Source organism: Nonomuraea sp. NPDC048882, from assembly GCF_040649755.1.
Lineage (GTDB): Bacteria > Actinomycetota > Actinomycetes > Streptosporangiales > Streptosporangiaceae > Nonomuraea > Nonomuraea maheshkhaliensis.
Map to the genome: position 1 here is coordinate 422,007 of NZ_JBEZGB010000009.1, position 19,199 is coordinate 441,205.

The 19,199-nt window shown below is 72.1% G+C and carries 16 protein-coding genes; 8 read left to right on the top strand and 8 right to left on the bottom strand.

The annotated features are described in order from the left end of the window. Positions 1-49: 49 nt before the first annotated feature. Positions 50-946 (top strand): MurR/RpiR family transcriptional regulator, encoded by an 897-nt coding sequence (locus AB0C27_RS31835; RefSeq protein WP_357851315.1) that lies wholly within the window; start codon positions 50-52, stop codon positions 944-946. Between the two features lie 68 nt (positions 947-1,014). Here the strand turns inward: AB0C27_RS31835 and AB0C27_RS31840 are convergent, their stop codons facing one another. Then, positions 1,015-1,878 (bottom strand): hypothetical protein, encoded by an 864-nt coding sequence (locus AB0C27_RS31840; protein ID WP_357851318.1) that lies wholly within the window; start codon positions 1,876-1,878, stop codon positions 1,015-1,017. Positions 1,879-2,041: 163 nt separating this feature from the next. Here AB0C27_RS31840 and AB0C27_RS31845 point away from each other — a divergent pair, with 163 nt between their 5' ends. The 4 genes from AB0C27_RS31845 to AB0C27_RS31860 all read left to right on the top strand — a co-directional run bounded on the left by AB0C27_RS31845 (position 2,042) and on the right by AB0C27_RS31860 (position 6,981). Continuing rightward, entirely contained in the window at positions 2,042-3,601 is a 1,560-nt protein-coding gene (locus AB0C27_RS31845; RefSeq protein ID WP_357851321.1) for an OmpA family protein, read from the top strand. A gap of 86 nt (positions 3,602-3,687) precedes the next feature. Then, positions 3,688-4,578, top strand: a complete 891-nt coding sequence (locus AB0C27_RS31850) for a sulfotransferase (protein WP_357851324.1) — start codon at positions 3,688-3,690, stop codon at positions 4,576-4,578. Positions 4,579-4,669: 91 nt separating this feature from the next. Beyond that, positions 4,670-6,307 carry an arylsulfatase gene (locus AB0C27_RS31855; RefSeq protein WP_357851327.1) on the top strand — a complete coding sequence of 546 codons (1,638 nt, stop codon included), beginning with the start codon at positions 4,670-4,672 and terminating at the stop codon, positions 6,305-6,307. Between the two features lie 155 nt (positions 6,308-6,462). Then, the gene (locus AB0C27_RS31860) at positions 6,463-6,981 is read left to right on the top strand and encodes a peptidoglycan recognition family protein (RefSeq protein WP_357851330.1); all 519 of its coding nucleotides are present in this window, start codon (positions 6,463-6,465) and stop codon (positions 6,979-6,981) included. A 66-nt stretch (positions 6,982-7,047) separates the two neighbouring features. Here AB0C27_RS31860 and AB0C27_RS31865 read toward each other — a convergent pair whose 3' ends face one another. The 7 genes from AB0C27_RS31865 to AB0C27_RS31895 form a co-directional block, all read right to left on the bottom strand. Continuing rightward, positions 7,048-7,584 carry an NUDIX hydrolase family protein gene (locus AB0C27_RS31865; RefSeq protein WP_346112899.1) on the bottom strand — a complete coding sequence of 179 codons (537 nt, stop codon included), beginning with the start codon at positions 7,582-7,584 and terminating at the stop codon, positions 7,048-7,050. A gap of 24 nt (positions 7,585-7,608) precedes the next feature. Next, the gene (locus tag AB0C27_RS31870; protein ID WP_357851334.1) at positions 7,609-7,746 is read right to left on the bottom strand and encodes a hypothetical protein; all 138 of its coding nucleotides are present in this window, start codon (positions 7,744-7,746) and stop codon (positions 7,609-7,611) included. Beyond that, complete coding sequence (gene nrfD / locus AB0C27_RS31875; RefSeq protein WP_357851429.1) at positions 7,743-8,723, bottom strand: NrfD/PsrC family molybdoenzyme membrane anchor subunit; 981 nt, start codon at positions 8,721-8,723, stop codon at positions 7,743-7,745. Before nrfD ends, AB0C27_RS31870 begins: the two co-directional genes overlap by 4 nt. A 148-nt stretch (positions 8,724-8,871) precedes the next feature. Continuing rightward, the gene (locus tag AB0C27_RS31880) at positions 8,872-9,708 is read right to left on the bottom strand and encodes a 4Fe-4S dicluster domain-containing protein (protein ID WP_357851337.1); all 837 of its coding nucleotides are present in this window, start codon (positions 9,706-9,708) and stop codon (positions 8,872-8,874) included. Between the two features lie 3 nt (positions 9,709-9,711). Then, complete coding sequence (gene fdh / locus AB0C27_RS31885) at positions 9,712-12,936, bottom strand: formate dehydrogenase (protein WP_357851340.1); 3,225 nt, start codon at positions 12,934-12,936, stop codon at positions 9,712-9,714. Positions 12,937-12,998: 62 nt separating this feature from the next. Further along, positions 12,999-14,360 (bottom strand): rhamnulokinase family protein, encoded by a 1,362-nt coding sequence (locus AB0C27_RS31890; protein WP_357851432.1) that lies wholly within the window; start codon positions 14,358-14,360, stop codon positions 12,999-13,001. A 47-nt stretch (positions 14,361-14,407) separates the two neighbouring features. Next, positions 14,408-15,409 carry a LacI family DNA-binding transcriptional regulator gene (locus AB0C27_RS31895; protein ID WP_357851343.1) on the bottom strand — a complete coding sequence of 334 codons (1,002 nt, stop codon included), beginning with the start codon at positions 15,407-15,409 and terminating at the stop codon, positions 14,408-14,410. 262 nt (positions 15,410-15,671) lie between these two features. Between AB0C27_RS31895 and AB0C27_RS31900 the strand changes: the two genes are divergently transcribed. The 3 genes from AB0C27_RS31900 to rhaI all read left to right on the top strand — a co-directional run bounded on the left by AB0C27_RS31900 (position 15,672) and on the right by rhaI (position 19,194). After that, positions 15,672-17,624, top strand: coding sequence for a beta-galactosidase (locus AB0C27_RS31900; RefSeq protein WP_357851346.1), 1,953 nt, complete (start codon positions 15,672-15,674; stop codon positions 17,622-17,624). 84 nt (positions 17,625-17,708) lie between these two features. Then, entirely contained in the window at positions 17,709-18,026 is a 318-nt protein-coding gene (locus AB0C27_RS31905) for an L-rhamnose mutarotase (RefSeq protein ID WP_346114371.1), read from the top strand. Positions 18,027-18,036: 10 nt separating this feature from the next. Beyond that, positions 18,037-19,194 (top strand): L-rhamnose isomerase, encoded by a 1,158-nt coding sequence (gene rhaI, locus AB0C27_RS31910; protein WP_357851349.1) that lies wholly within the window; start codon positions 18,037-18,039, stop codon positions 19,192-19,194. Positions 19,195-19,199 lie beyond the last annotated feature (5 nt).

The window sequence follows — 19,199 nt, forward strand, 5'->3', positions numbered from 1 at the left end:
AAATTACGCAGACCATACCATCGAGGTACTTTCTTTCCAGCATGGGGTGATGATGGCGGAGGACGCCGAGACGCTGCTGATCCGCATCCGCGCGGCCATGCCGGCCCTGCGGCCGTCGGAGCGGCGGATCGCCGGTGAGTTCACCGGAGATCCGGCCGCGGCGGCGAACCTGTCCATTGCCCAACTGGCCGCCCGCTGCGAGACCTCGACGACCTCCGTGGTGCGTTTCTACCAGCGCATGGGCTACGCCCACTACAAGGACTTCAGGATCGACCTGACCAGAGCGGTGGCCAGGGAGGAGATCGCCCGCAGGGAGGCGGGGCCCAACGTGCCGGAGGCGTCGGGCGACATCGACAGGAACGACAGCCTGGAGGGCATCGTCTCCAAGGTCGCCATGAATGAGACGCTCTCCATCGCCGACACGGCCCGCTCGCTGGACATGGAGGCCCTGGGCCGGGCGGTGGCGCTGCTGCTGGCCGCGCGCAGGATCGACAGCTTCGGCGTGGGGGCGAGCGCGCTGGTGGGGCTCGACCTGCAGCAGAAGCTGTCACGTATCGGACGTACCGCGCTCAACTGGCACGACGCGCACTCCGCCTGGACCTCGGCCGCCACGCTCTCCGCCGGCTGCGTGGCGGTGGCCGTCTCGCACAGCGGCGCCACCGTGGACACGGTCGAGTTCCTCGCCATCGCCCGCAGGTCGGGGGCCGCGACGGTGGCGATCACGAACTTCCACGACTCGCCGCTGGCCCGCGCGGCCGACGTGACGCTCACGACGGCCGCGCGGGAGACCAAGTTCCGCTCGGGCGCGCTGGGCAGCCGCATCGCCCAGCTCATGGTGGTGGACTGCCTGTTCACCGGTGTCGCGCAGGCCTCCTACGACGAGTCGATGCGGGCGCTGCGCGACACGTACGCGGTGGTGCACGACCGCGTCGTCAAGCGCGTCTGAGCGGGCCCGAGCGGCTCCGAGCCGGTCGGCCGCGTCGTCAGGCGCGTCCGAGCGGCCCGAGCGCGCCGCTAGTTCGCGCGCTCGACGGTCTCGCAGTCGACGCTCACCGGGTCGAGCGCGGCCCGGTCGGCGAAGGCCGTGTCGCCGATGCCGTCGCCGCAGAACGACAGCTGGTCCGCCGCCTGGTCGCGCAGGTCGAGCACGTCGTTGCCGAGCCCGCCCGACAGCGAGTCCCGCCCGTTGCCGCCGGTGAGCCTGTTGGCGAAGCGGTCGCCGGTCAGGTTGTCGGCGGCGGAACTGCCGATGAGGTTCTCGGTCTGGACGTTGTCCTGGTCGGCGGGCCTGCTCGCGGTGGCGTCGCGGCCGTCGTTGGCCTGGCCGTCCAGGGTCACCCGCACGCCGGTGCCGCCCGTGGGGCCGGTGGCGGGCACGCCCTGGTAGGTCGCGGTGTCCACGCCCGCGCCGCCCACGTACATGATCCGGCTGTTCAGGTTGCCCTCGGAGCGGCTGGGCCGGAACAGGTCGTCGCCGGCGTCGCCCTCGACGGTGCCGGTCAGCGGCACGAGCGAGGTGAACGTGTCGGCGCCGGCGCCGAGCCGGGCGCCGATCCGGCTGATGCCGACCGAGCAGCGCACGGTCGTGGCGTCGCCGGGAGCCTGGACGCAGCCAGGTCCGGGGACGATGGAGACCGAGTCGTTGATCCGCACCGCGTTGGTGCCGGACTCCAGCATGATCAGGACGTTGTTGGCGTCGGCCGAGCCCACGTAGTCGAGCTGCAGGAAGCCGCCGGTGACCACGCGGACGGACGCGGACGAGGTGCCGGCTTGGGCGCCGGCCTGGGCCTGGGCCGTGACGGGCGTGGCCGCGAGCGCGGCGGCGGCGAGGCCGCCGAGCAGGGGCAGGGCTAACGCGCTGCGCTTGAGCATGCGCATGGTTCCTCCTTCAGGAGCGGGTGAATCGTTGACGGCTCCATGGTGGGACGGAACTAAGTTCTGCTCTGCGTCCTGGTGCACGGACGATCTGTCTTCCTCGTGACACCGCCGGCCGCTCCCCAAGGCGTAGTGCCGATATTTCGGACATGGAAGAATTTGCGGCATGCCGAACCGGAACCTGGCTCTGGCCACCGTCCTCGCACTCGCCGCGGCGGGGTGCGGAATGTCGCCCGCGAAAGAGGCCGCACCGCCGTCCCCATCCGCCGCTTCGCGGTCGAGCGCACCGGCCACCGGCACGCCGTCCAGCGCCGCCCCGTCGAGCGCTGGGCCGTCGCCGGACGACCGGCCGGCCCTCGCCGAGACCCGCAGCACCATGACCGAGAGTCTCAAGCTGGAGGTCGTCGGGCTCGACCGGGTCAAGGGCAAGCACCTGGTGGTGCAGCTCCGCCTGTCCAACACCGGGACGAAGGACCTGCCGTGGACCGGCGAGATGGGCGACCAGACCCGCCCGCTCGGCCAGATCAAGTGGGCCTCCGGCATCGGCGTGCTGGACGCGGCGGCCCACACGTGGCTGCTGCCGTACCAGCCGGCGGACTCTCCCTGCCTGTGCAGCGACCAGGATCGCGACGGGCTCGGCTACTTCATCGACCCCGGCGAGTCGATCACCGTGTACGCGGTGCTGCCCGCCCCGTCCGGCAACCCCGCCACCGCCACCGTCGTCACCCCGGCGGGCCCGCCCATGCTGGACGTGCCGATCAGCGACGAGCCCCCGGCCGGTGACTTCCCCGACCCCGACGCCCAGCCCGTCACTCCCGTCACCCGGCGGATCTCGGTGCCGTCGGAGTCGCTGGACAAGTCCGAGGAGACCGCGGACGACGGCACCGACCTGCACGTCAACCTCTCCTCCGACGTGCTGTTCGCCGTGAACAAGGCCACGCTCACCGGCCGGGCCAAGGCCGTGCTCGCCCGTACGGCCAAGCTCGTCGACTCCTCGCCGGACGCCGCCGTGCGGGTCGAGGGCCACGCCGACTCCTCGGGCACCGACGCCATCAACGACCCGCTCTCCGCCCGCCGCGCCCTGGCCGTGCGGCGGGCGCTGACCGGGCTGGTGACCCGCGAGGGCGTGCGCTTCCAGTCCCGCGGCTACGGCTCGCACCGCCCCCTGTACGACAACGGCACCGAGGAGGGCAAGCGCCGCAACCGGCGCGTGACCGTCAGCTTCGCCAAGCCCAAGCCCCGGCCGGCGGGAGAGGCCGGTGACCTCGTCAGGACGGTCGCGCCGGAGCCGGGCGAGCTCAAGGCGACCGGCGAGGCCAAGGGACAGCCCATCTCGATGGAGGTCACCGGGCTGCGCCGGCTGCCGGGCGGCCTGGGCCTGCTGTCGTACACGATCACCAACGAGGGCTCGGCCGAGGTCTGGTACAACGACCTGCACCACGCACAGGACTGGGAGAGCTACACGTACCAGGCGGCGAGCAACGTCCGGCTGACGGACCCCGGCGCGCGCCGTCAGTACCTGCCCGGCCGCCTCCAGGTGCCCGACGGCGACCGCGTGCGCAACCACTGCGCCTGCACCGACGTCTCCGGCGTCCGCCTCAGCACCGAGAAGTACGCACCGGGGCAGACCCGTACGTTCTGGAGCCTGTTCGCGCTTCCCGACGACGCCACGACCCTCCAGGCCCGCATCGCCTCGTTCCCCAGCCTCGACGTGCCCGTCCAGTGATCCCCGCCACGTGACCTCGATGCGCGCCCCAGGCTCACAGCCCGGATTCACCTGGGGTTCACTGGCCCGCTCTACCTTGTGGGGCCATGAGCTGGAGGTACCGGGCCAACGCCACACTTGAGGGCCTGACGGGATACACACTGACGCGGCGGCTGAGCAAGGAGCCGCCGAAACCGCCGCCGCCGAAGGTGCCGCTGGAGCTGCAGCGGCTGCCCGGCGACGCGGTACGGCCGCCCGTCGATCCCGGGCACGACCGGCTGCTGCGCGAGCCCGTCTTCCTGCTGTCGTCGGTACGCTCCGGCTCGACCCTGCTGCGCGTCATGCTCGACAGCCACTCCCGGGTGCACTCGCCGATCGAGACGCACTTCCGCCGGGTGAGCGTGGGCCTCGGCACCGACCCCGTACGCCAGGCCATGGAGCTGCTCGGCCACACCCACAGCGACCTCGAACACCTGGTCTGGGACCGGCTGCTGCACCGCGAGCTGGCCCGGAGCGGCAAGCCGGTCCTGGTCGAGAAGACGCCCAGCAACGTCTTCGCCTGGCGGCGCATCTCGGCCTGCTGGCCGGACGCGCGCTTCGTCTTCCTGCTGCGCCACCCGATGTCGATCGTGCAGTCCTGGCACGAGGCCGACCCGGACAAGCGGCCCATGGAGGAGGCCGTGCCGCGCACGCTCGCGTACATGACCTACCTGGAGGAGGCCAGGACGCACCTGGAGGGCCTGACCGTGCGTTACGAGGAGCTGGTCGCCGACCCCGAAGGGCAGTCGCGCCGGCTCTGCCTGTTCCTCGGCCTGGAGTACGAGCCCGCCATGCTCGACTACGGCAAGCAGGACCACGGCGGCTTCGTCAAGGGCATCGGCGACTGGCGCGACAAGATCCGCGCCGGCACCGTCGTCGCCGGCCGGCCCCTGCCCACGCCTGCGGAGATCCCCGCCGAGCTGCACGACATCTGCCGTCAATGGGAGTATCTGCCGTGACAGCCGGCTCACCCCGGCGGTCACGAGGGTGTGACAGAGTTCGCCTGCGATTTGCCCGCCATTCGCCGTGCCCTCCGATATGTTGCCCTTCGTGATCAACGGGCCCTCGCGCCGAGCCTTATTCGCCGGTACTCTCGCCGGCCTCGCCCTGCCCGCGGCCACCGCCGCGGGCGCCGAGGCCACCGCCCGCCGCGGCACCCTGCCCACGCGGCCGAACATCCTGCTCATCCTGGCCGACGACCTGGGATGGGGGGAGATCGGCAGCAACGGGCAGCGCTCCATCAGCACCCCCAACCTGGACCGGCTGGCGGCCGAGGGCGTGCAGTTCAAGACCGCGTACTCGGGCGCGCCGCTGTGCGCGCCGTCGCGATGCGCGCTGCTCACCGGGCTGCACGCCGGCCACAGCACCGTGCGGGAGAACCCGGAGGGCGGGCGGCAGCACGCGCTCACCGACGCCGACCTCACCTTCGCCGAGGTGCTGCGGCTGTCCGGCTACCGTACGGCGTGCATCGGAAAGTGGGGTTTCGGACCCGAGGAGCCGGACCAGGACTCCCACCCCAACGTGCGCGGCTTCGACGAGTTCTACGGCTACATCGAGCATGTCCACGCCCACCAGTACTTTCCCGCGTACCTGTGGCACAACGACAAGAAGGTGCATCTCGGTGGCCGGTCGTACGCGCCGCACCTGTTCCGCGAGCGCGCGGTCGAGTTCATCGGGCAGGACGACGACCGGCCCTTTCTGCTGTACTTCGCCAGCAACCTGCCGCACGCGCCGAGCGCGATCCCCGGCGACGCCGGCCGGTACGAGAACCGGCCGTGGAGCGCCGCGAACCGCCGCCACGCCGCCCAGGTCGCCCGGCTCGACACCGACGTCGCCGCGCTGGTCAGGGCGCTGCGCGACGCCGGGGTGGCCGAACGTACGCTCGTGCTGTTCACCAGCGACAACGGCCCGCACAGCGAGAAGGGCGTGACGCCGGAGCTGTTCGACTCCAACGGCCCCTTCCGCGGCGACAAGCGCGACGTGTACGAGGGCGGCATCCGCGTCCCGATGATCGCCTGGTCACCGGGCCTGGAACCACGGGTGGAGCGGCAGCCGGTGGCGTTCTGGGACGTGCTGCCCACGCTGGCGGACCTGGCCAGGGCGCCCCTGCCCGCCCACGTGGACGGCATCTCCTTCACCGGCCTGCTCACGGGCGCGGGCGCTCCCCGGCACCGCCACCTGGTGTGGAACCGGCCGCGCAAGGCCCAGGCCATGCGGCGCGGCAGGTGGAAGGTGGTCAGGTTCAACCCGCACATCGCCGGGGCCGGGCCACGGGGCCGCGTCGAGCTGTACGACCTGAACGCCGACCCCGGCGAGCGCCGCGACCTGTCCGCCAGGCGGCCCGAGCTGACCAAGGAGCTGCTGGCCGAGCTCGACCGCTCGATCGGGGCCGACCCGCGCACGCCATACGGGCTGCGGACCGAGCTCACCGACGATCAGCTCGTGGTCACCCTCTACAACGGCTCCGCCGAGCCTTGGCGGAACGTCCGCCTCGGCCTGGACCGGCCGCGGCGGGCGCGGGCGCACTCGGTCGCGCGGGTGGACCCTGGCACGGCCGTCTCGGTCGGCTTCCCCCTGCCGTCCGCCGGCCGGATCACCGCCAGGGCCGCCTTCGACGCCGGCGGCAGGTCGCACGTCTTCCGCCACGTCCACCGGAACGTGAAGCGGTTCGAGAGCACCCGCAACTGACCCACAACCGCCCCGCCCCGCGCCGCCATCGCCCGGCGACCGCGCAGGCCGCCGTGGCCTGGCGGCTACGCCACTCTAGTGACGAACAGTGATGACATCGCTACGGAATGTTGACATTCTGATGAGGAGGCCATTACCGGCGAGGAGAGGAACGCATGAACCTGATCACCCGAGCGGAATGGAACGCCAGGAAGCCGACCGCGGGCTACGTCCGCGTGTCCGCCACCAGGGGAGTGAAGATCCACTACACCGGCGGCGCGGTGCCCGCCGACCTGGCCGATCAGGAGAACCATGACCGCTGCGTCGACCTGGTCCAGGACATCCAGCGCATGCACATGTCGGGCGGACGCGGCGAGAAGTACATCGACCTGGGCTACTCCATGGTCTGCTGCCCGCACGGGAGCACGTTCATGGGGCGCGGCCCGCACGCCCTGCCCGCCGCCAACGGCGCCGGGCTCAACTCCGGCCACTACGCCGTCCTCGCGCTGCTCGGCGACTCGGGGCTGACCGAGCCGAACGACGACCTGCTCAACGCCCTGGTCGACGCCGTCGAATACCTGCGCGAGCACGGCGACGCCGGCACCGAGGTCAAGGGGCACAGGGACGGCTACGCCACCTCGTGCCCCGGCGACCCGCTCTACCGCTGGGTCCGCGCCGGGGCCGCGCGACCTTAGCCGCCTCGCCCCGGAGCCCCAGCGGAGCAGCCGCTGTCGGAGCGGCCGCCGTCAGAGCAGTCGCCGTCAGAGCAGGCGGCCGACGTGGGCCAGCGCCTGCTTGAGCAGCACGCCCTGCCCGCCCGCCATCTCCTGCTGCACCATCGGCGAGGCCGCCTCCTCCGGGGTGAACCACACCAGGTCGAGCGCGTCCTGCCGGGGCCTGCAGTCACCGGCCACGGGCACGATGTAGGCCAGGGAGACGGCGTGCTGGCGCGGGTCGTGGTAGGGGGTGACGCCGGGCGTGGGGAAATACTCGGCCACGGTGAAGGGCTGCGGCGAGATGGGGATCTGCGGCAGCGCCACGGGGCCGAGGTCCTTCTCCAGATGACGCATCAGGGCGTCGCGGATCCGCTCGTGGTGCAGGACCCGTCCCGAGACCAGCGCCCGGCTGACCGTGCCGTCCGACGCGATGCGCAGCAGCAGGCCGACGTGGGTGACCACCCCGGTGTCGTCGACCCGCACCGGCACGGCGTCGATGTAGAGGATGGGCATGCGGCCGCGCACCGATTCCAGTTCGTCCGGTGACAGCCAAGCAGGCGTGGTTTCGGTCTTTTCGGTCATCTGCTGATCGTAAGGCCAGGGGACTCAGCGGCGTACCGCGGTCCGGCCGGACAGCGCCCGGCCCGGCGTCCGGTCCGGTGTCCGGCCCGCCGTCCATGACGCCGCGCACACGAACAGCACGATGCCGAGGAACGGCAGATAGTCGACGATCTTGCGTTTCATCCGAGGTCACGCTCCGCTCTCCGCTTCGCCAGCCGCCTGCGTTGCGGCTGGACGGTGTACTTGGGATCGTTCGCCGACTCCATCCCGGCCTGGAAGATCCCGAACCTGGTGCACGCCGACCCGGCCAGCAGCGCGGCGCCCGCCGCCACGGCAGCGACCCTGCTGCGCCGCCCCAGCGTGATCCCCGCCACCGCGCCGGCCACCGACAGCGCCTCGCCCAGCCGCAGCAGCCGGCTGCGCTTCAGCGGCTCGGCCAGCGCCCCGAGCCGCCGTTCCATGCGGGCCGCCGCCGCGCACTCCACGGCCGCGCCCAGCACCGCCGCCCGGCGCGCGGGGGCCGCCTCGGACAGCGGCGCGGCCAGCAGGCCCAGCCCGCCCGCCGACGCCACGGCCGACCCGGCGAACAGGAACGGCATCTCGCGGTAGCCCTCGTGCCAGGACGGCACCGCCGTGTCGCAGATCAGCGCCGCGGTGTACGTCGCCACCGCCGGCCCGATCGCCCCCGCCGCCAGCGTGGCGGCCCGGCCGAGCCCCGGATACAGCCCCGAGAACTCACTGGCCGCCGCGATCCCGGCCACCGGGCCGAACCCGCTGAGCACCCAGGTGCCGACGCTCATCGGCGAGGTCACCTTGAACACCCGCAACATGTTGAGGAAGCGCTCGGGGCGGCCCAGGTCGTGGATCAGGCAGTAGAACGAGCCGCCGATCGCGCACAGCGCCCCCACCTTGCTCGCCCTGGCCAGGCGCGGCCTGCCGGTCAGCTCGGCGGCGGCGGCCAGCGTGGACGACGCGCCCGCCAGGCCGCCGAGGAACAGGTAGCCGGCGATGTCGGGCGCCTCCCACGTCGGCGCGTTCAGCACGGGGCGGCCGTAGTAGGAGTCGAAGTCCGCCTTCGGCACCATCAGCCGCTCACGCCTACGCCCCGCCGAGCCGGGCGTGGCCTCACGCTCGCCGCGCAGCCCGGCCGCGTGGTCCATCCGCACATCGGTCTGGCTGGCCGGCTGAGCGGGCTGATGCATGGTCCGGCTCATGATCGCCGCCCCCTGCACGTCCACGTCACGCCCGCCGCACGTGTCGCCGCACACGTCCACGTCACGCCCGCCGAAGACACCCGTACCCAAGTGATCATCTCGTCCGTCCTCGCCATGCCGTGGCCGCGATCCCCGCGAGCAGGGCCACGGCCGCCACCCCGACGTGCCGCCACATCGACGGCAGGTCCCTCGTGGTCACCACCGGGTCCGGCGGCAGGCCGTACACCTCGGGCTGGTCCAGCAGCAGGAAGAACGCGCCGGTGCCGCCCACGCCGTCGCCCGGGTCGTGGCCGTACAGGCGGGCGGAGGTCGTGCCGGCGGCACGCACCTGCTCCAGGCGCCGCTCGGCCCGCTCGCGCAGCTCCTCCAGGTTCCCGAACTGGATGGAGTCCGTCGGGCACGTCTTGGCGCAGGCCGGCTCCTCACCGGCGCCGAGCCGGTCGTAGCACATCGTGCACTTGGCCGCCGTGCCGCCGCTCTCTCCCTTGCCGTTCTCCCGCTTGCCGATCACCCCGAACGGGCAGGCGGGCACGCAGTAGCCGCACCCGTTGCAGATGTCCTCCTGCACCACGACCGTGCCGAACTCGGTGCGGAACAGCGACCCGGTCGGGCACACGTCGAGGCAGGCCGCGTGCGTGCAGTGCTTGCACACGTCGGAGGCCATCAGCCAGCGGAAGTCCATGTCGCCGACCCCGGGCTCCTGGTGCCCCAACGGCCGGCGCTGCTCGATGAACGCCACGTGCCGCCAGGTGTCGGCGCCCAGCCCCACGGTGTTGTCGTAGGACATGCCGGTGAACTCCAGGCCGTCGTCGGGGACCTGGTTCCACTCCTTGCACGCCACCTCGCACGCCTTGCACCCGATGCAGATGCTGGTGTCGGTGAAGAAGCCGACCCTGCCGCCGTCGAGGCGTTCTTCCAGGTCGAAAGCCACGGCTCACGCCTCCGTTCCGGTGCCGGCGGTGATGCCCGCGCGCCGCTGATAGGACCTGACCAGCTCGGGCAGCGCAGGGCCGCGCGGCCTGCGCCCCGGGCGGATGTCCGCCGACAGGGCCTTGACCTCCTGGATGTGCGAGTTGGGGTCGAGCGAGATCGCCGACAGCTCGTTGGCCGCGTCGCCCTTGGCCAGCCCGTTGGGGCCGAAGTGGAAGGGCAGGCCGATCTGGTGCAGCACCCGCCCGTTCAGGTGCAGCGACGGGATGCGGTCGGTCACCAGCACCCGGGCCTCGATGGCGTTGCGCGCGGTGATGATCGTGGCCCAGTCGCCGTGCACCAGCCCGCGCTCGGCCGCCAGCGCGGGGGACACCTCGCAGAACATCTCCGGCTGCAGCTCGGCCAGATAAGGGGTGAACCTGCTCATCCCGCCCGCCGTGAAGTGCTCGGTCAGCCGGTACGTCGTCACCACGTACGGATAGACCGACGCCCCCGGCTCGTTCCCGCTCGGCTGGTAGCGATTGTCAGGATGCGGATAGAGCTTGCGGACCGGGTTGCGCTGCCGCCCGTAGAGCGGATTGGCCACCGGCGAGTCCTGCGGCTCGTAGTGGGTCGGCAGCGGCCCGTCCACCACTCCCGCGGGGGCGAACAGCCAGCCCTTGCCGTCGGCCTGCATGATGAACGGATCGGTGCCCGACAGCGCCGCCACCCCCGAGGCGCCGGGCGGCGGCCGGTAGCCGGGGCTCTTGTCCCGCTCGAAGTCGGGCACGTCGTGGCCGGTCCACCGGCCCGCCTCCGCGTCCCACCACACCAGCCGCTTGCGCTCGCTCCACGGGCTGCCGTCCGGCCTGGCCGAGGCCCGGTTGTAGAGCACGCGCCGGTTGTCCGGCCAGGCCCACGCCCACTCGGCGGCGATCCAGTCCTGCTCGGAGCCGGGCTTGCGCCGGGCCGCCTGGTTGACGCCGCCGGCGTACACGCCGCTGTAGATCCAGCAGCCGCAGGCGGTCGAGCCGTCGGCCTTGAGCCCGGCGTAACCCGGCAGCGGGCGCCCCTGCTCGTCCCAGCCGTTGATCTCGGCCAGCACCGCCTCCGCCGACGGCTCGGCCGTCTCGCCCTCGACCGGGTAGTCCCAGGTGAGGTGGAGCACCGGCTCGTCCATCGGGTCCTGCGAGCCGGCCAGCTTCTCCCTGACGAGGCGGCCCAGGTGGTACATGAACCACAGGTCGCTGCGGCAGTCGCCGCGCGGCTCGACGGCCTGGTGGCGCCACTGGAGCAGCCGGTTGGTGTTGGTGAAGCTGCCGGCCTTCTCCGTGTGGCAGGCCGCGGGCAGGAAGAACACCTCCGTGCCGATGTCGGCCGTGCGCAGCTCGCCCGTCTCGATCTCCGGGCCGTCCTTCCACCAGGTGGCGCTCTCGATGAGGTTGAGGTCGCGCACCACCAGCCAGTCGAGCTCGGCCATGCCGAGGCGCTGCATCCTGGCGTTGGCCGAGCCGACCGCCGGGTTCTCGCCGAGCAGGAGGTAGCCCTTGCAGGTGCCGTCGAGCTGCGCCAGCACCGTGTCGTACGTGCTGTGCGAGCCCGTCAGCCGGGGTAGCCAGGCGAACCGGAAGTCGTTGTCCGCCTGCGCCGACTCGCCCCACCACGCCTTGAGCAGGCTGATCAGATAGGCGGGCATGTTCGCCCAGAAGCCCTCGTGCGGCGCGTCGGCGCGCAGGAAGTCGTGCAGCCGCTCGTTCTCGTGGGCGTGCGGCATCGGGATGTAGCCCGGCAGCAGGTTGAACAGCGTCGGCACGTCGCTGGAGCCCTGGATGCTGGCATGGCCGCGCAGAGCCTGGATGCCGCCGCCAGGGCGGCCGATGTTGCCCAGCAGCAGCTGCAGGATGCTCGCCGCCCGGATGAACTGCGAGCCGTCGCTGTGCTGGGTCCAGCCGACCGCGTAGACGAACTCGGCGGTCTTGTCGGGCCCCGAGTTCTCCGTCAGGTGCCGGCACACCTCCTCGAACAGGTGGCGTGGCACCCCGCACACCCGCTCGACCATCTCCGGCGTGTAGCGGGCGTAGTGGCGGCGCAGCACGTTGAGCACGCAGCGCGGGTCGCGCAGCGTCTCGTCGCGCCGGGGCCGGCAGTCCAGCGGGACGCCGGTGCTGCCCTGGACCTCGCCGCGCCCCGGCGTCTCGTGCGCCGGCCGGTCGTAGCCGGAGTCGCGCTCGCCGGACGCGGGGACCGCCGTCATGCCCTCGTACTGCCAGGAGTCGTCGTCGTACGCGCGCGTCTCGGGGTCGAAGCCGGAGAACACGCCGTCGAGGTCCTCGGCGTCGCGGAAGTCCTCGCGCAGGATGGTGGCCGCGTTGGTGTAGTTGAGCACGTACTCGTGGAAGTACAGCTCGTTCTCCAGCACGTGGTTGATGATCGCGCCGAGGAAGGCCACGTCGGAGCCGGCCCGGATGGGCACGTGCAGGTCGGCCAGCGCGCTCGTCCTGGTGAAGCGCGGATCGACGTGGATGATCACCGCGCCGCGCGCCTTGGCCTCCATCACCCACTGAAAGCCCACCGGATGGGCCTCGGCGAAGTTCGAGCCCTGGATGACCACGCAGTCGGAGTGCTGCAGATCCTGCATGAACGTGGTGGCGCCGCCGCGCCCGAACGACGTGCCCAGCCCCACCACGGTCGAGCTGTGGCAGACGCGGGCCTGGTTCTCGATCTGCACCACGCCGAGCGCCGTCAGCAGCTTCTTGATGAGGTAGTTCTCCTCGTTGTCCAGCGTGGCGCCGCCCAGGCTGGCGATGCCCATGGTCCTGGCGGTGCGTCGGCCGTCCTGCTCCCACTGCCAGGTCTCGCGCCTGGTCGCGATGATCCGGTCGGCGATCATGTCCATGGCGGTGGCCAGGTCGATCGGCTGCCAGTCGGCCGCGCCGGGTGCGCGGTAGAGGGCGTCGTACTGCCGGCCGGAGTCGGTGGTGAGCTGGAGGCTGGCCGCGCCCTTCGGGCACAGCCTCCCGCGGCTGATCGGAGAGTCGGGGTCGCCCTCGATCTGCACGACCTTCTCGTCCCGTACGTACACGTTCTGGCCGCAGCCCACCGCGCAGTACGGGCACACCGACTTCACCACCCGGTCGGCCGTGGCCGTGCGGGCCCGCCGCGCCCGCGTCGCGGCCGACTCGGCCGCCGGCCCCCGCGCCGTGCGGTCACCGCCGGTGAGCTGCCGCAGCAGCGGCCACCCCAGATCCATGACACCCCCCGATGTCCCCGGCCCGAGTCCTGCCCGGGCCGAGCGGGAGGAAAACCGCCAGGTCAGAACACCCGGGCGGCCGCCTCGTCCCAGGCGCTCGTTGCACCGGACGGCTCGTAGCGGCGCAGCGGCTGGGAGTAGGCCACCAGCGAGCGCATCTCCTCAAGCCCGGCGACCAGCCCGGCCGCCCGCGCCTGCACCAGCACGTTGCCGAGCGCGGTCGCCTCGGCGGGGCCCGCCACCACGGGCAGCCCGCACGCGTCGGCGGTGAACTGGCACAGCAGCTCGTTGCGCGACCCGCCGCCGACGAGGTGGATCACCTCCACCTCGCGCCCGGACAGCTCCATCGCCTGCCGCACGGCCAGCCGGTGCCCGAGCGCCAGGCTCTCCAGCACGCACCGCACGTAGGCGGCGGGGGAGGAGGGCGGGAGCTGGCCGGTGCGGCGGCACTCGTCGGCGATCCTGGCCGGCATGTCGCCCGGCGGCAGGAAAACCGGCTCGTCGGGGTTCACCACGGCCGCGAACGGCTTCTCGCCCGCCGCGGCGGCCAGCAGCTCGCCCAGGTCGGAGCCGGGCCAGGCACGCAGGCACTCCTGCAGCAGCCACAGGCCCATCACGTTGCGCAGATAGCGGACGGTGCCGTCGATGCCGGCCTCGTTGGTGAAGTTCGCCGCCCGGCTCTCGGGGGTCAGCACCGGTCCTGGCAGCTCCACCCCGGCCAGCGACCAGGTGCCGCAGGAGATGTAGGCGAACGCGGGACCGGCGGCGGGGACCGCGGCCACCGCGGAGGCGGTGTCGTGCGAGCCCACCGCCCTGACCGGCGCCGACCAGCCGATCTCGGCCGCCACATCGCGCCGCAGGCCGCCGAGCGCCTCGCCCGGCTGCCGCAGCGGCGGGAAGATCCCGGCGGGCAGGCCCAGCTCCTCGATCAGGGACGTGGCCCAGGAGCGCGTGCGCACGTCGAGCAGACCCGTGGTCGAGGCGTTGGTCACCTCGGCGCCCGCCTCGCCGGTCAGCCAGTAGCCGATCAGGTCGGGGACGAGCAGCATCGTGGCGGCCTCGTCGAGCCGGTCGGCCAGCAGCTGGTAGATCGTGTTGAACGGCAGCACCTGCAGCCCCGACACGTCGTACAGCTTCTCCGCCCCGACCGCGCCGGCCACCCGCTCGGCGACGCCCCACGTGCGGTCGTCGCGGTAGTGCACCGGGTTTCCCAGCAGCGCGCCCGACTCGTCGAGCAGCCCGTAGTCCACCGCCCACGAGTCGACGCCGATGGAGGAGACGGGCCCGGCGGCGCGCAGGCCGGCTAGGATCTCCCGGTAGAGGCCGAGGATGTCCCAGTAGAGGCGGCCCGCCACCCGTACGGGGCCGTTGGGGAAGCGGTGCGCCTCGGTCAGGCTGAGCCCGTCGGACAGGTCGGCCAGCATCACCCGGCCGCTGGAGGCGCCCAGGTCGACGGCGGCGAAACGGCGGCTCACTGCGTGGACTCCCTGGCGACGAGCTCCGGCTGGAACATGATGTGCTGGTGCGCGTGGGTCTCGGGGTTGGCGCACTCGTCGAGCAGCAGCTCGGTGGCGATCCGGCCCAGCTGGTACGTGGGCTGCCGCATCGAGCTGAGCGACACGGTCGAGGCGGCGGCGAAGTCGATGTCGTCGTAGCCGATCAGCGCCACGTCCTCGGGCACCCGCACCCCGGACCGCAGCAGCGCCCGCAGCACGCCGAGCGCGAGCAGGTCGTTGGCGCAGAAGACGGCCTCGGGCAGACCTTTCGCGATCAGGTCGGCGGCCGCCTTCTCGCCCGCGCGGGCCGTCATCGTGGCGGCCTCGGCCACCATCAGGTCGCCGGGGTCGAGCCCCGCGGCCCCCATCGCGGCCTTGGCCCCCTCGCACCGCTCCACGCACTGCCTGATGGTCAGCGGGCCGGTCACGTAGGCGACGCTGCGCGCGCCCCTGGCCAGCAGGTGCGCCACCGCGGCCCGGCCGCCGGCGACGTCGTCCACGGCCACCGCGCACTGGTCGGGCCGGTGCGCGGGATGGTCGACCAGCACCACGCTGATGCCGTGCCCGCGCAGCCGGTCGAGCCTGGCCGGGTCCTCGCCGGAGGGGGTGATCAGCACGCCGCGCACCCGGTGCTCGGCCAGCACGCGCAGGTTGCGGTCCTCCTTGTCCACCGAGCCGGCCGAGTTGCCCAGGATGACCGCGTAGCCCAGCTCGCTGGCCACGTCCTCGACCCCGGCGGCGACCTCGGTGAAGAAGGGGTTGCCGATGTCGATCACGCTCAGGCCGATCGTCCTGCTGTGACCGGCGCGCAGCGTCGAGGCGGAGCCGTGGCGGACGAACCCCAGCTCGTCGATCGCGGCCTCGACCCGCTCGCGGGTGGCGGGGGCGACCTTGCCGGGCCGGTTCAGTACATTGGAGACCGTGCCGGGGGAGACGCCTGCGTGCGCGGCGACGTCCTTGATGCTGACCATGGCCATAGGGCCCAATTAAAACGTACTAACCGACCCCGCGCCAGTCGCCTTGCCGTTGTCAGCAGGCGTTCCGGGCCTCAGCGGGCCCCGGTGCGCTTCCATCGTAGCGGTCCGGCGTGATCGCGGGGTCATCGGCTGATCAGCGGCGATTTTCCGTCCGGCGGTGGCCGGGGTCTTGTGGCTGGGGGGAGAGAACGTTTTAATCCACCATAAACATCGGCGTAACAGACTGTGAGCGCTAACAGTCCATACTTGAAAGGCAGGCTTCATGCCGGATGTCCCGGAAGTCATCGCGTACGGCGGCGACTGGAACCCGGAGCAGTGGCCCGAGGAGACGTGGGAGCAGGACGTCGCGCTGATGCGCGCGGCCGGCGTCAACCGGGTCAGCGTCGGGATCTTCTCCTGGTCGCTGATCGAACCCGCCGAGGGCGTGTTCGACTTCGGCTGGTTCGACCGGGTGATGGACCTGCTGGCCGGGAACGGCATCCGGGCCAACCTGGCGACCCCCACCGCCGCGCCGCCGCCCTGGTTCGCCGACGCCTACCCCGAGGCGCTCCCGGTGGACGCCGACGGCCGCCGGCTGCACCACGGCAGCAGGCAGGGCTTCTGCCCCAGCTCGCCGATCTACCGCGAGAAGGCGCTGCGCATCGCCGAGCAGGTGGCCACGCGCTACCGCGACCATCCGGCGCTGGCGATGTGGCACGTGCACAACGAGTACGGCTGCCACAACGCCCGCTGCTACTGCGACACCTCGGCGGCGGCCTTCCGCGCCTGGCTGCGCGCGCACCATGCCACGCTCGACGCGCTCAACGACGCCTGGGGCACCGCGTTCTGGTCGCAGCGCTACAGCGACTGGGCGCAGATCCTGCCGCCCCGCGCCACCCCCAGCTTCCCCAACCCGGGCCAGCAGCTCGACTTCCGCCGCTTCAGCTCCGACGCCCTCGTCGAGCTGTACGTGGCCGAGCGCGACCTGCTCAGGGAGCTGACCCCCGGCGTGCCCGCGACCACCAACCTGATGGCAGGCGCGCACTGGGACATGGACGCCTGGGCCTTCGCCGCCGAGGTGGACGTGGTCTCGACCGACCACTACCTGCTCGGCGCCCGCCCCGAGCCGCACATCGACCTGGCCTTCGCCGCCGACTACGCTCGCTCGCTCAACGGCGGCCGGCCCTGGCTGCTCATGGAGCACTCCACCAGCGCGGTCAACTGGCAGCCGCGCAACCTCGCCAAGACCCCCGGCGAGCTGCGCCGCAACTCGCTGTCCCACCTGGCCAGGGGCGCGGACGGGATCATGTTCTTCCAGTGGCGGCAGTCGCGGGCGGGCGCCGAGAAGTGGCACTCGGCGATGCTGCCGCACGCGGGCACCGGCACCAAGGTCTGGCGCGAGGTCGTGGCGCTGGGCGCGGAGCTGGCCTCGCTGGCCGAGGTGGCGGGCAGCACGGTCACGGCCGAGGTCGCCCTGCTCGTCGACCACTCCAGCGTGTGGGCGCAGGACCACCCGGCCCAGCCGACCGCCGACCTCGACCCCGTGGAGGAGGCCAAGCGCTGGCACGCCGCGCTCTGGCGGGCCGGCGTCACCTGCGACGTGGCCCACCCCGAAGGGGACCTGTCCGGCTACCGCCTGGTCCTGGTGCCCCAGCTCTACCTGGTGAGCGACGCGGGGGCGGCCAACCTGGAGGAGTTCGCCCGGCGGGGCGGGGTCGTGCTCGTGGGGCCGTACAGCGGGATCGTGGACGAGCACGACCGGGTGCGGCTGGGCGGCTACCCCGGCGCCTGGCGGGACCTGCTCGGCGTCAGCACCGAGGAGTTCCTCCCCCTGGCCGCGCCGATCCGGCTGGCTTCGGGCGCGACCGGGACCGTGTGGAGCGAGGCCGCGCAGGCCACCACCGCGAAGGTGCTCGACACCTACGTCTCCGGCGAGCCGGCCTGGACCCGCAACGACTACGGCGACGGCGCGGCGCACTACCTGACCACGGTGCTCGACGACGCCGCGCTGGCCGAGGTGCTGGCCACGGTCTGCCGCGAGGCGGAGGTGGAGCCGCCCGCCGCGAGCGTGCCCGGCGTCGAGGTCGTACGGCGCTCCCACGCCGACGGGCGCTCGTTCCTGTTCGCGATCAACCACACGGACCGGGACGCCACGGTGACCACGGAGGCGGGCGAGGCGGTCACCGTCCCGGCCGGGGACGCCCTGGTCATCCCCCTGGTCACTCGCGCTCCCTGAGTACGGCGGGAGGTGCATTGACAGCGGGCAGCAGGAATCATAGTTTCCTGCACGAAGGATTAAAACGTTTTGAAGGGATTGTCAGTGCAACGCGTCTGCTTCCTGCTGAAAGTCCGCCCAGAGCGGCTGGCGGAGTACCGCGAACGCCACCGCGACGTCTGGCCGGAGATGCGAGCGGCGCTGTCGCGCACCGGCTGGCACAACTACTCGCTCTTCCTCAGGGACGACGGCCTGCTCGTGGGCTACCTGGAGACCGACGACTTCGAGGCGGCCCAGAAGGCGATGGCCGAGACCGAGGTCAACGCCCGGTGGCAGGCCGAGATGGCGCCGTTCTTCGAGGGCCTCGACGGCCGCCCCGACGAGGGCATGACACCGCTGACCGAAGTGTTCCACCTGGATTGATCGGGGAGCTATGACTGACATCAAGGCCACGCTGCTGGCGCAGCACATCGAGACGCCGTCCTGGGCCTACGGCAACAGCGGCACCCGGTTCAAGGTGTTCGCCCAGAAGGGGGTGCCGCGCGACCCGTACGAGAAGCTGGCCGACGCCGCCCAGGTGCACGCCCACACCGGCATCGCCCCCACGGTCGCCCTGCACATCCCGTGGGACAAGGTCGACGACTACGCCGACCTGGCCCGCCACGCCCGCGAGCTGGGCGTGGGCATCGGCGCGATCAACTCCAACGTCTTCCAGGACGACGACTACATGCTCGGCAGCGTCACCCATCCCGCGAAGCGGGTGCGCCGCAAGGCGACCGACCACCTGCTCGAATGCGTCGACATCATGGACGCCACCGGCTCCGACACCTTGAAGCTGTGGTTCTCCGACGGCATCAACTACCCGGGCCAGGACGACATCAGGGCGCGCCAGGACCGCCTGGCCGAGTCGCTGGCCGAGGTCTACGACCGTCTCGGCGAGGGCCAGCGGTTCCTGCTGGAGTACAAGCTGTTCGAGCCGGCCTTCTACGCCACCGACGTGCCCGACTGGGGCACCGCCTACGCCCACTGCGTCAAGCTGGGCCCGAAGGCGCAGGTCGTGGTCGACACCGGCCACCACGCGCCGGGCACGAACATCGAGTTCATCGTGGCGTTCCTGCTGCGTGAGGGCAAGCTCGGCGGGTTCGACTTCAACTCCCGCTTCTACGCCGACGACGACCTCATGGTGGGCGCGGCCGACCCGTTCCAGCTGTTCCGCATCATGTACGAGGTCGTACGCGGCGGCGGGCTCGACCCCGAGACCGGGGTGGCGTTCATGCTGGACCAGTGCCACAACATCGAGCCCAAGATCCCGGGCCAGATCCGCTCGGTCATGAACGTGCAGGAGGCCACCGCCAAGGCGCTGCTGGTGGACCGGGAGGCGCTGGCCGCCGCCCAGGCGGAGGGCGACGTGCTGGGCGCGAACGCCGTATTCATGGACGCCTACAACACCGACGTGCGGCCGCTGCTCGCCGAGCTGCGCGAGGAGCGGGGCCTCGCGCCCGACCCGATGGCCGCCTACGCCAAGTCCGGATACTTCGAGAAGATCGTCGCCGAGCGCGTCGGCGGCCAGCAGGCCGGCTGGGGGGCCTAGCACCA

Bases quoted from the DNA above. Each gene is read 5' to 3' on its own strand.
- AB0C27_RS31835 (WP_357851315.1), top strand. From the start codon at position 50: ATGATGGCGGAGGACGCCGAGACGCTGCTGATCCGCATCCGCGCGGCC.
- AB0C27_RS31840 (WP_357851318.1), bottom strand. From the start codon at position 1,878: ATGCGCATGCTCAAGCGCAGCGCGTTAGCCCTGCCCCTGCTCGGCGGC.
- AB0C27_RS31845 (WP_357851321.1), top strand. From the start codon at position 2,042: ATGCCGAACCGGAACCTGGCTCTGGCCACCGTCCTCGCACTCGCCGCG.
- AB0C27_RS31850 (WP_357851324.1), top strand. From the start codon at position 3,688: ATGAGCTGGAGGTACCGGGCCAACGCCACACTTGAGGGCCTGACGGGA.
- AB0C27_RS31860 (WP_357851330.1), top strand. From the start codon at position 6,463: ATGAACCTGATCACCCGAGCGGAATGGAACGCCAGGAAGCCGACCGCG.
- AB0C27_RS31865 (WP_346112899.1), bottom strand. From the start codon at position 7,584: ATGACCGAAAAGACCGAAACCACGCCTGCTTGGCTGTCACCGGACGAA.
- AB0C27_RS31870 (WP_357851334.1), bottom strand. From the start codon at position 7,746: ATGAAACGCAAGATCGTCGACTATCTGCCGTTCCTCGGCATCGTGCTG.
- nrfD (WP_357851429.1), bottom strand. From the start codon at position 8,723: ATGGACCACGCGGCCGGGCTGCGCGGCGAGCGTGAGGCCACGCCCGGC.
- fdh (WP_357851340.1), bottom strand. From the start codon at position 12,936: ATGGATCTGGGGTGGCCGCTGCTGCGGCAGCTCACCGGCGGTGACCGC.
- AB0C27_RS31890 (WP_357851432.1), bottom strand. From the start codon at position 14,360: ATGCTGGCCGACCTGTCCGACGGGCTCAGCCTGACCGAGGCGCACCGC.
- AB0C27_RS31895 (WP_357851343.1), bottom strand. From the start codon at position 15,409: ATGGCCATGGTCAGCATCAAGGACGTCGCCGCGCACGCAGGCGTCTCC.
- AB0C27_RS31900 (WP_357851346.1), top strand. From the start codon at position 15,672: ATGCCGGATGTCCCGGAAGTCATCGCGTACGGCGGCGACTGGAACCCG.
- rhaI (WP_357851349.1), top strand. From the start codon at position 18,037: ATGACTGACATCAAGGCCACGCTGCTGGCGCAGCACATCGAGACGCCG.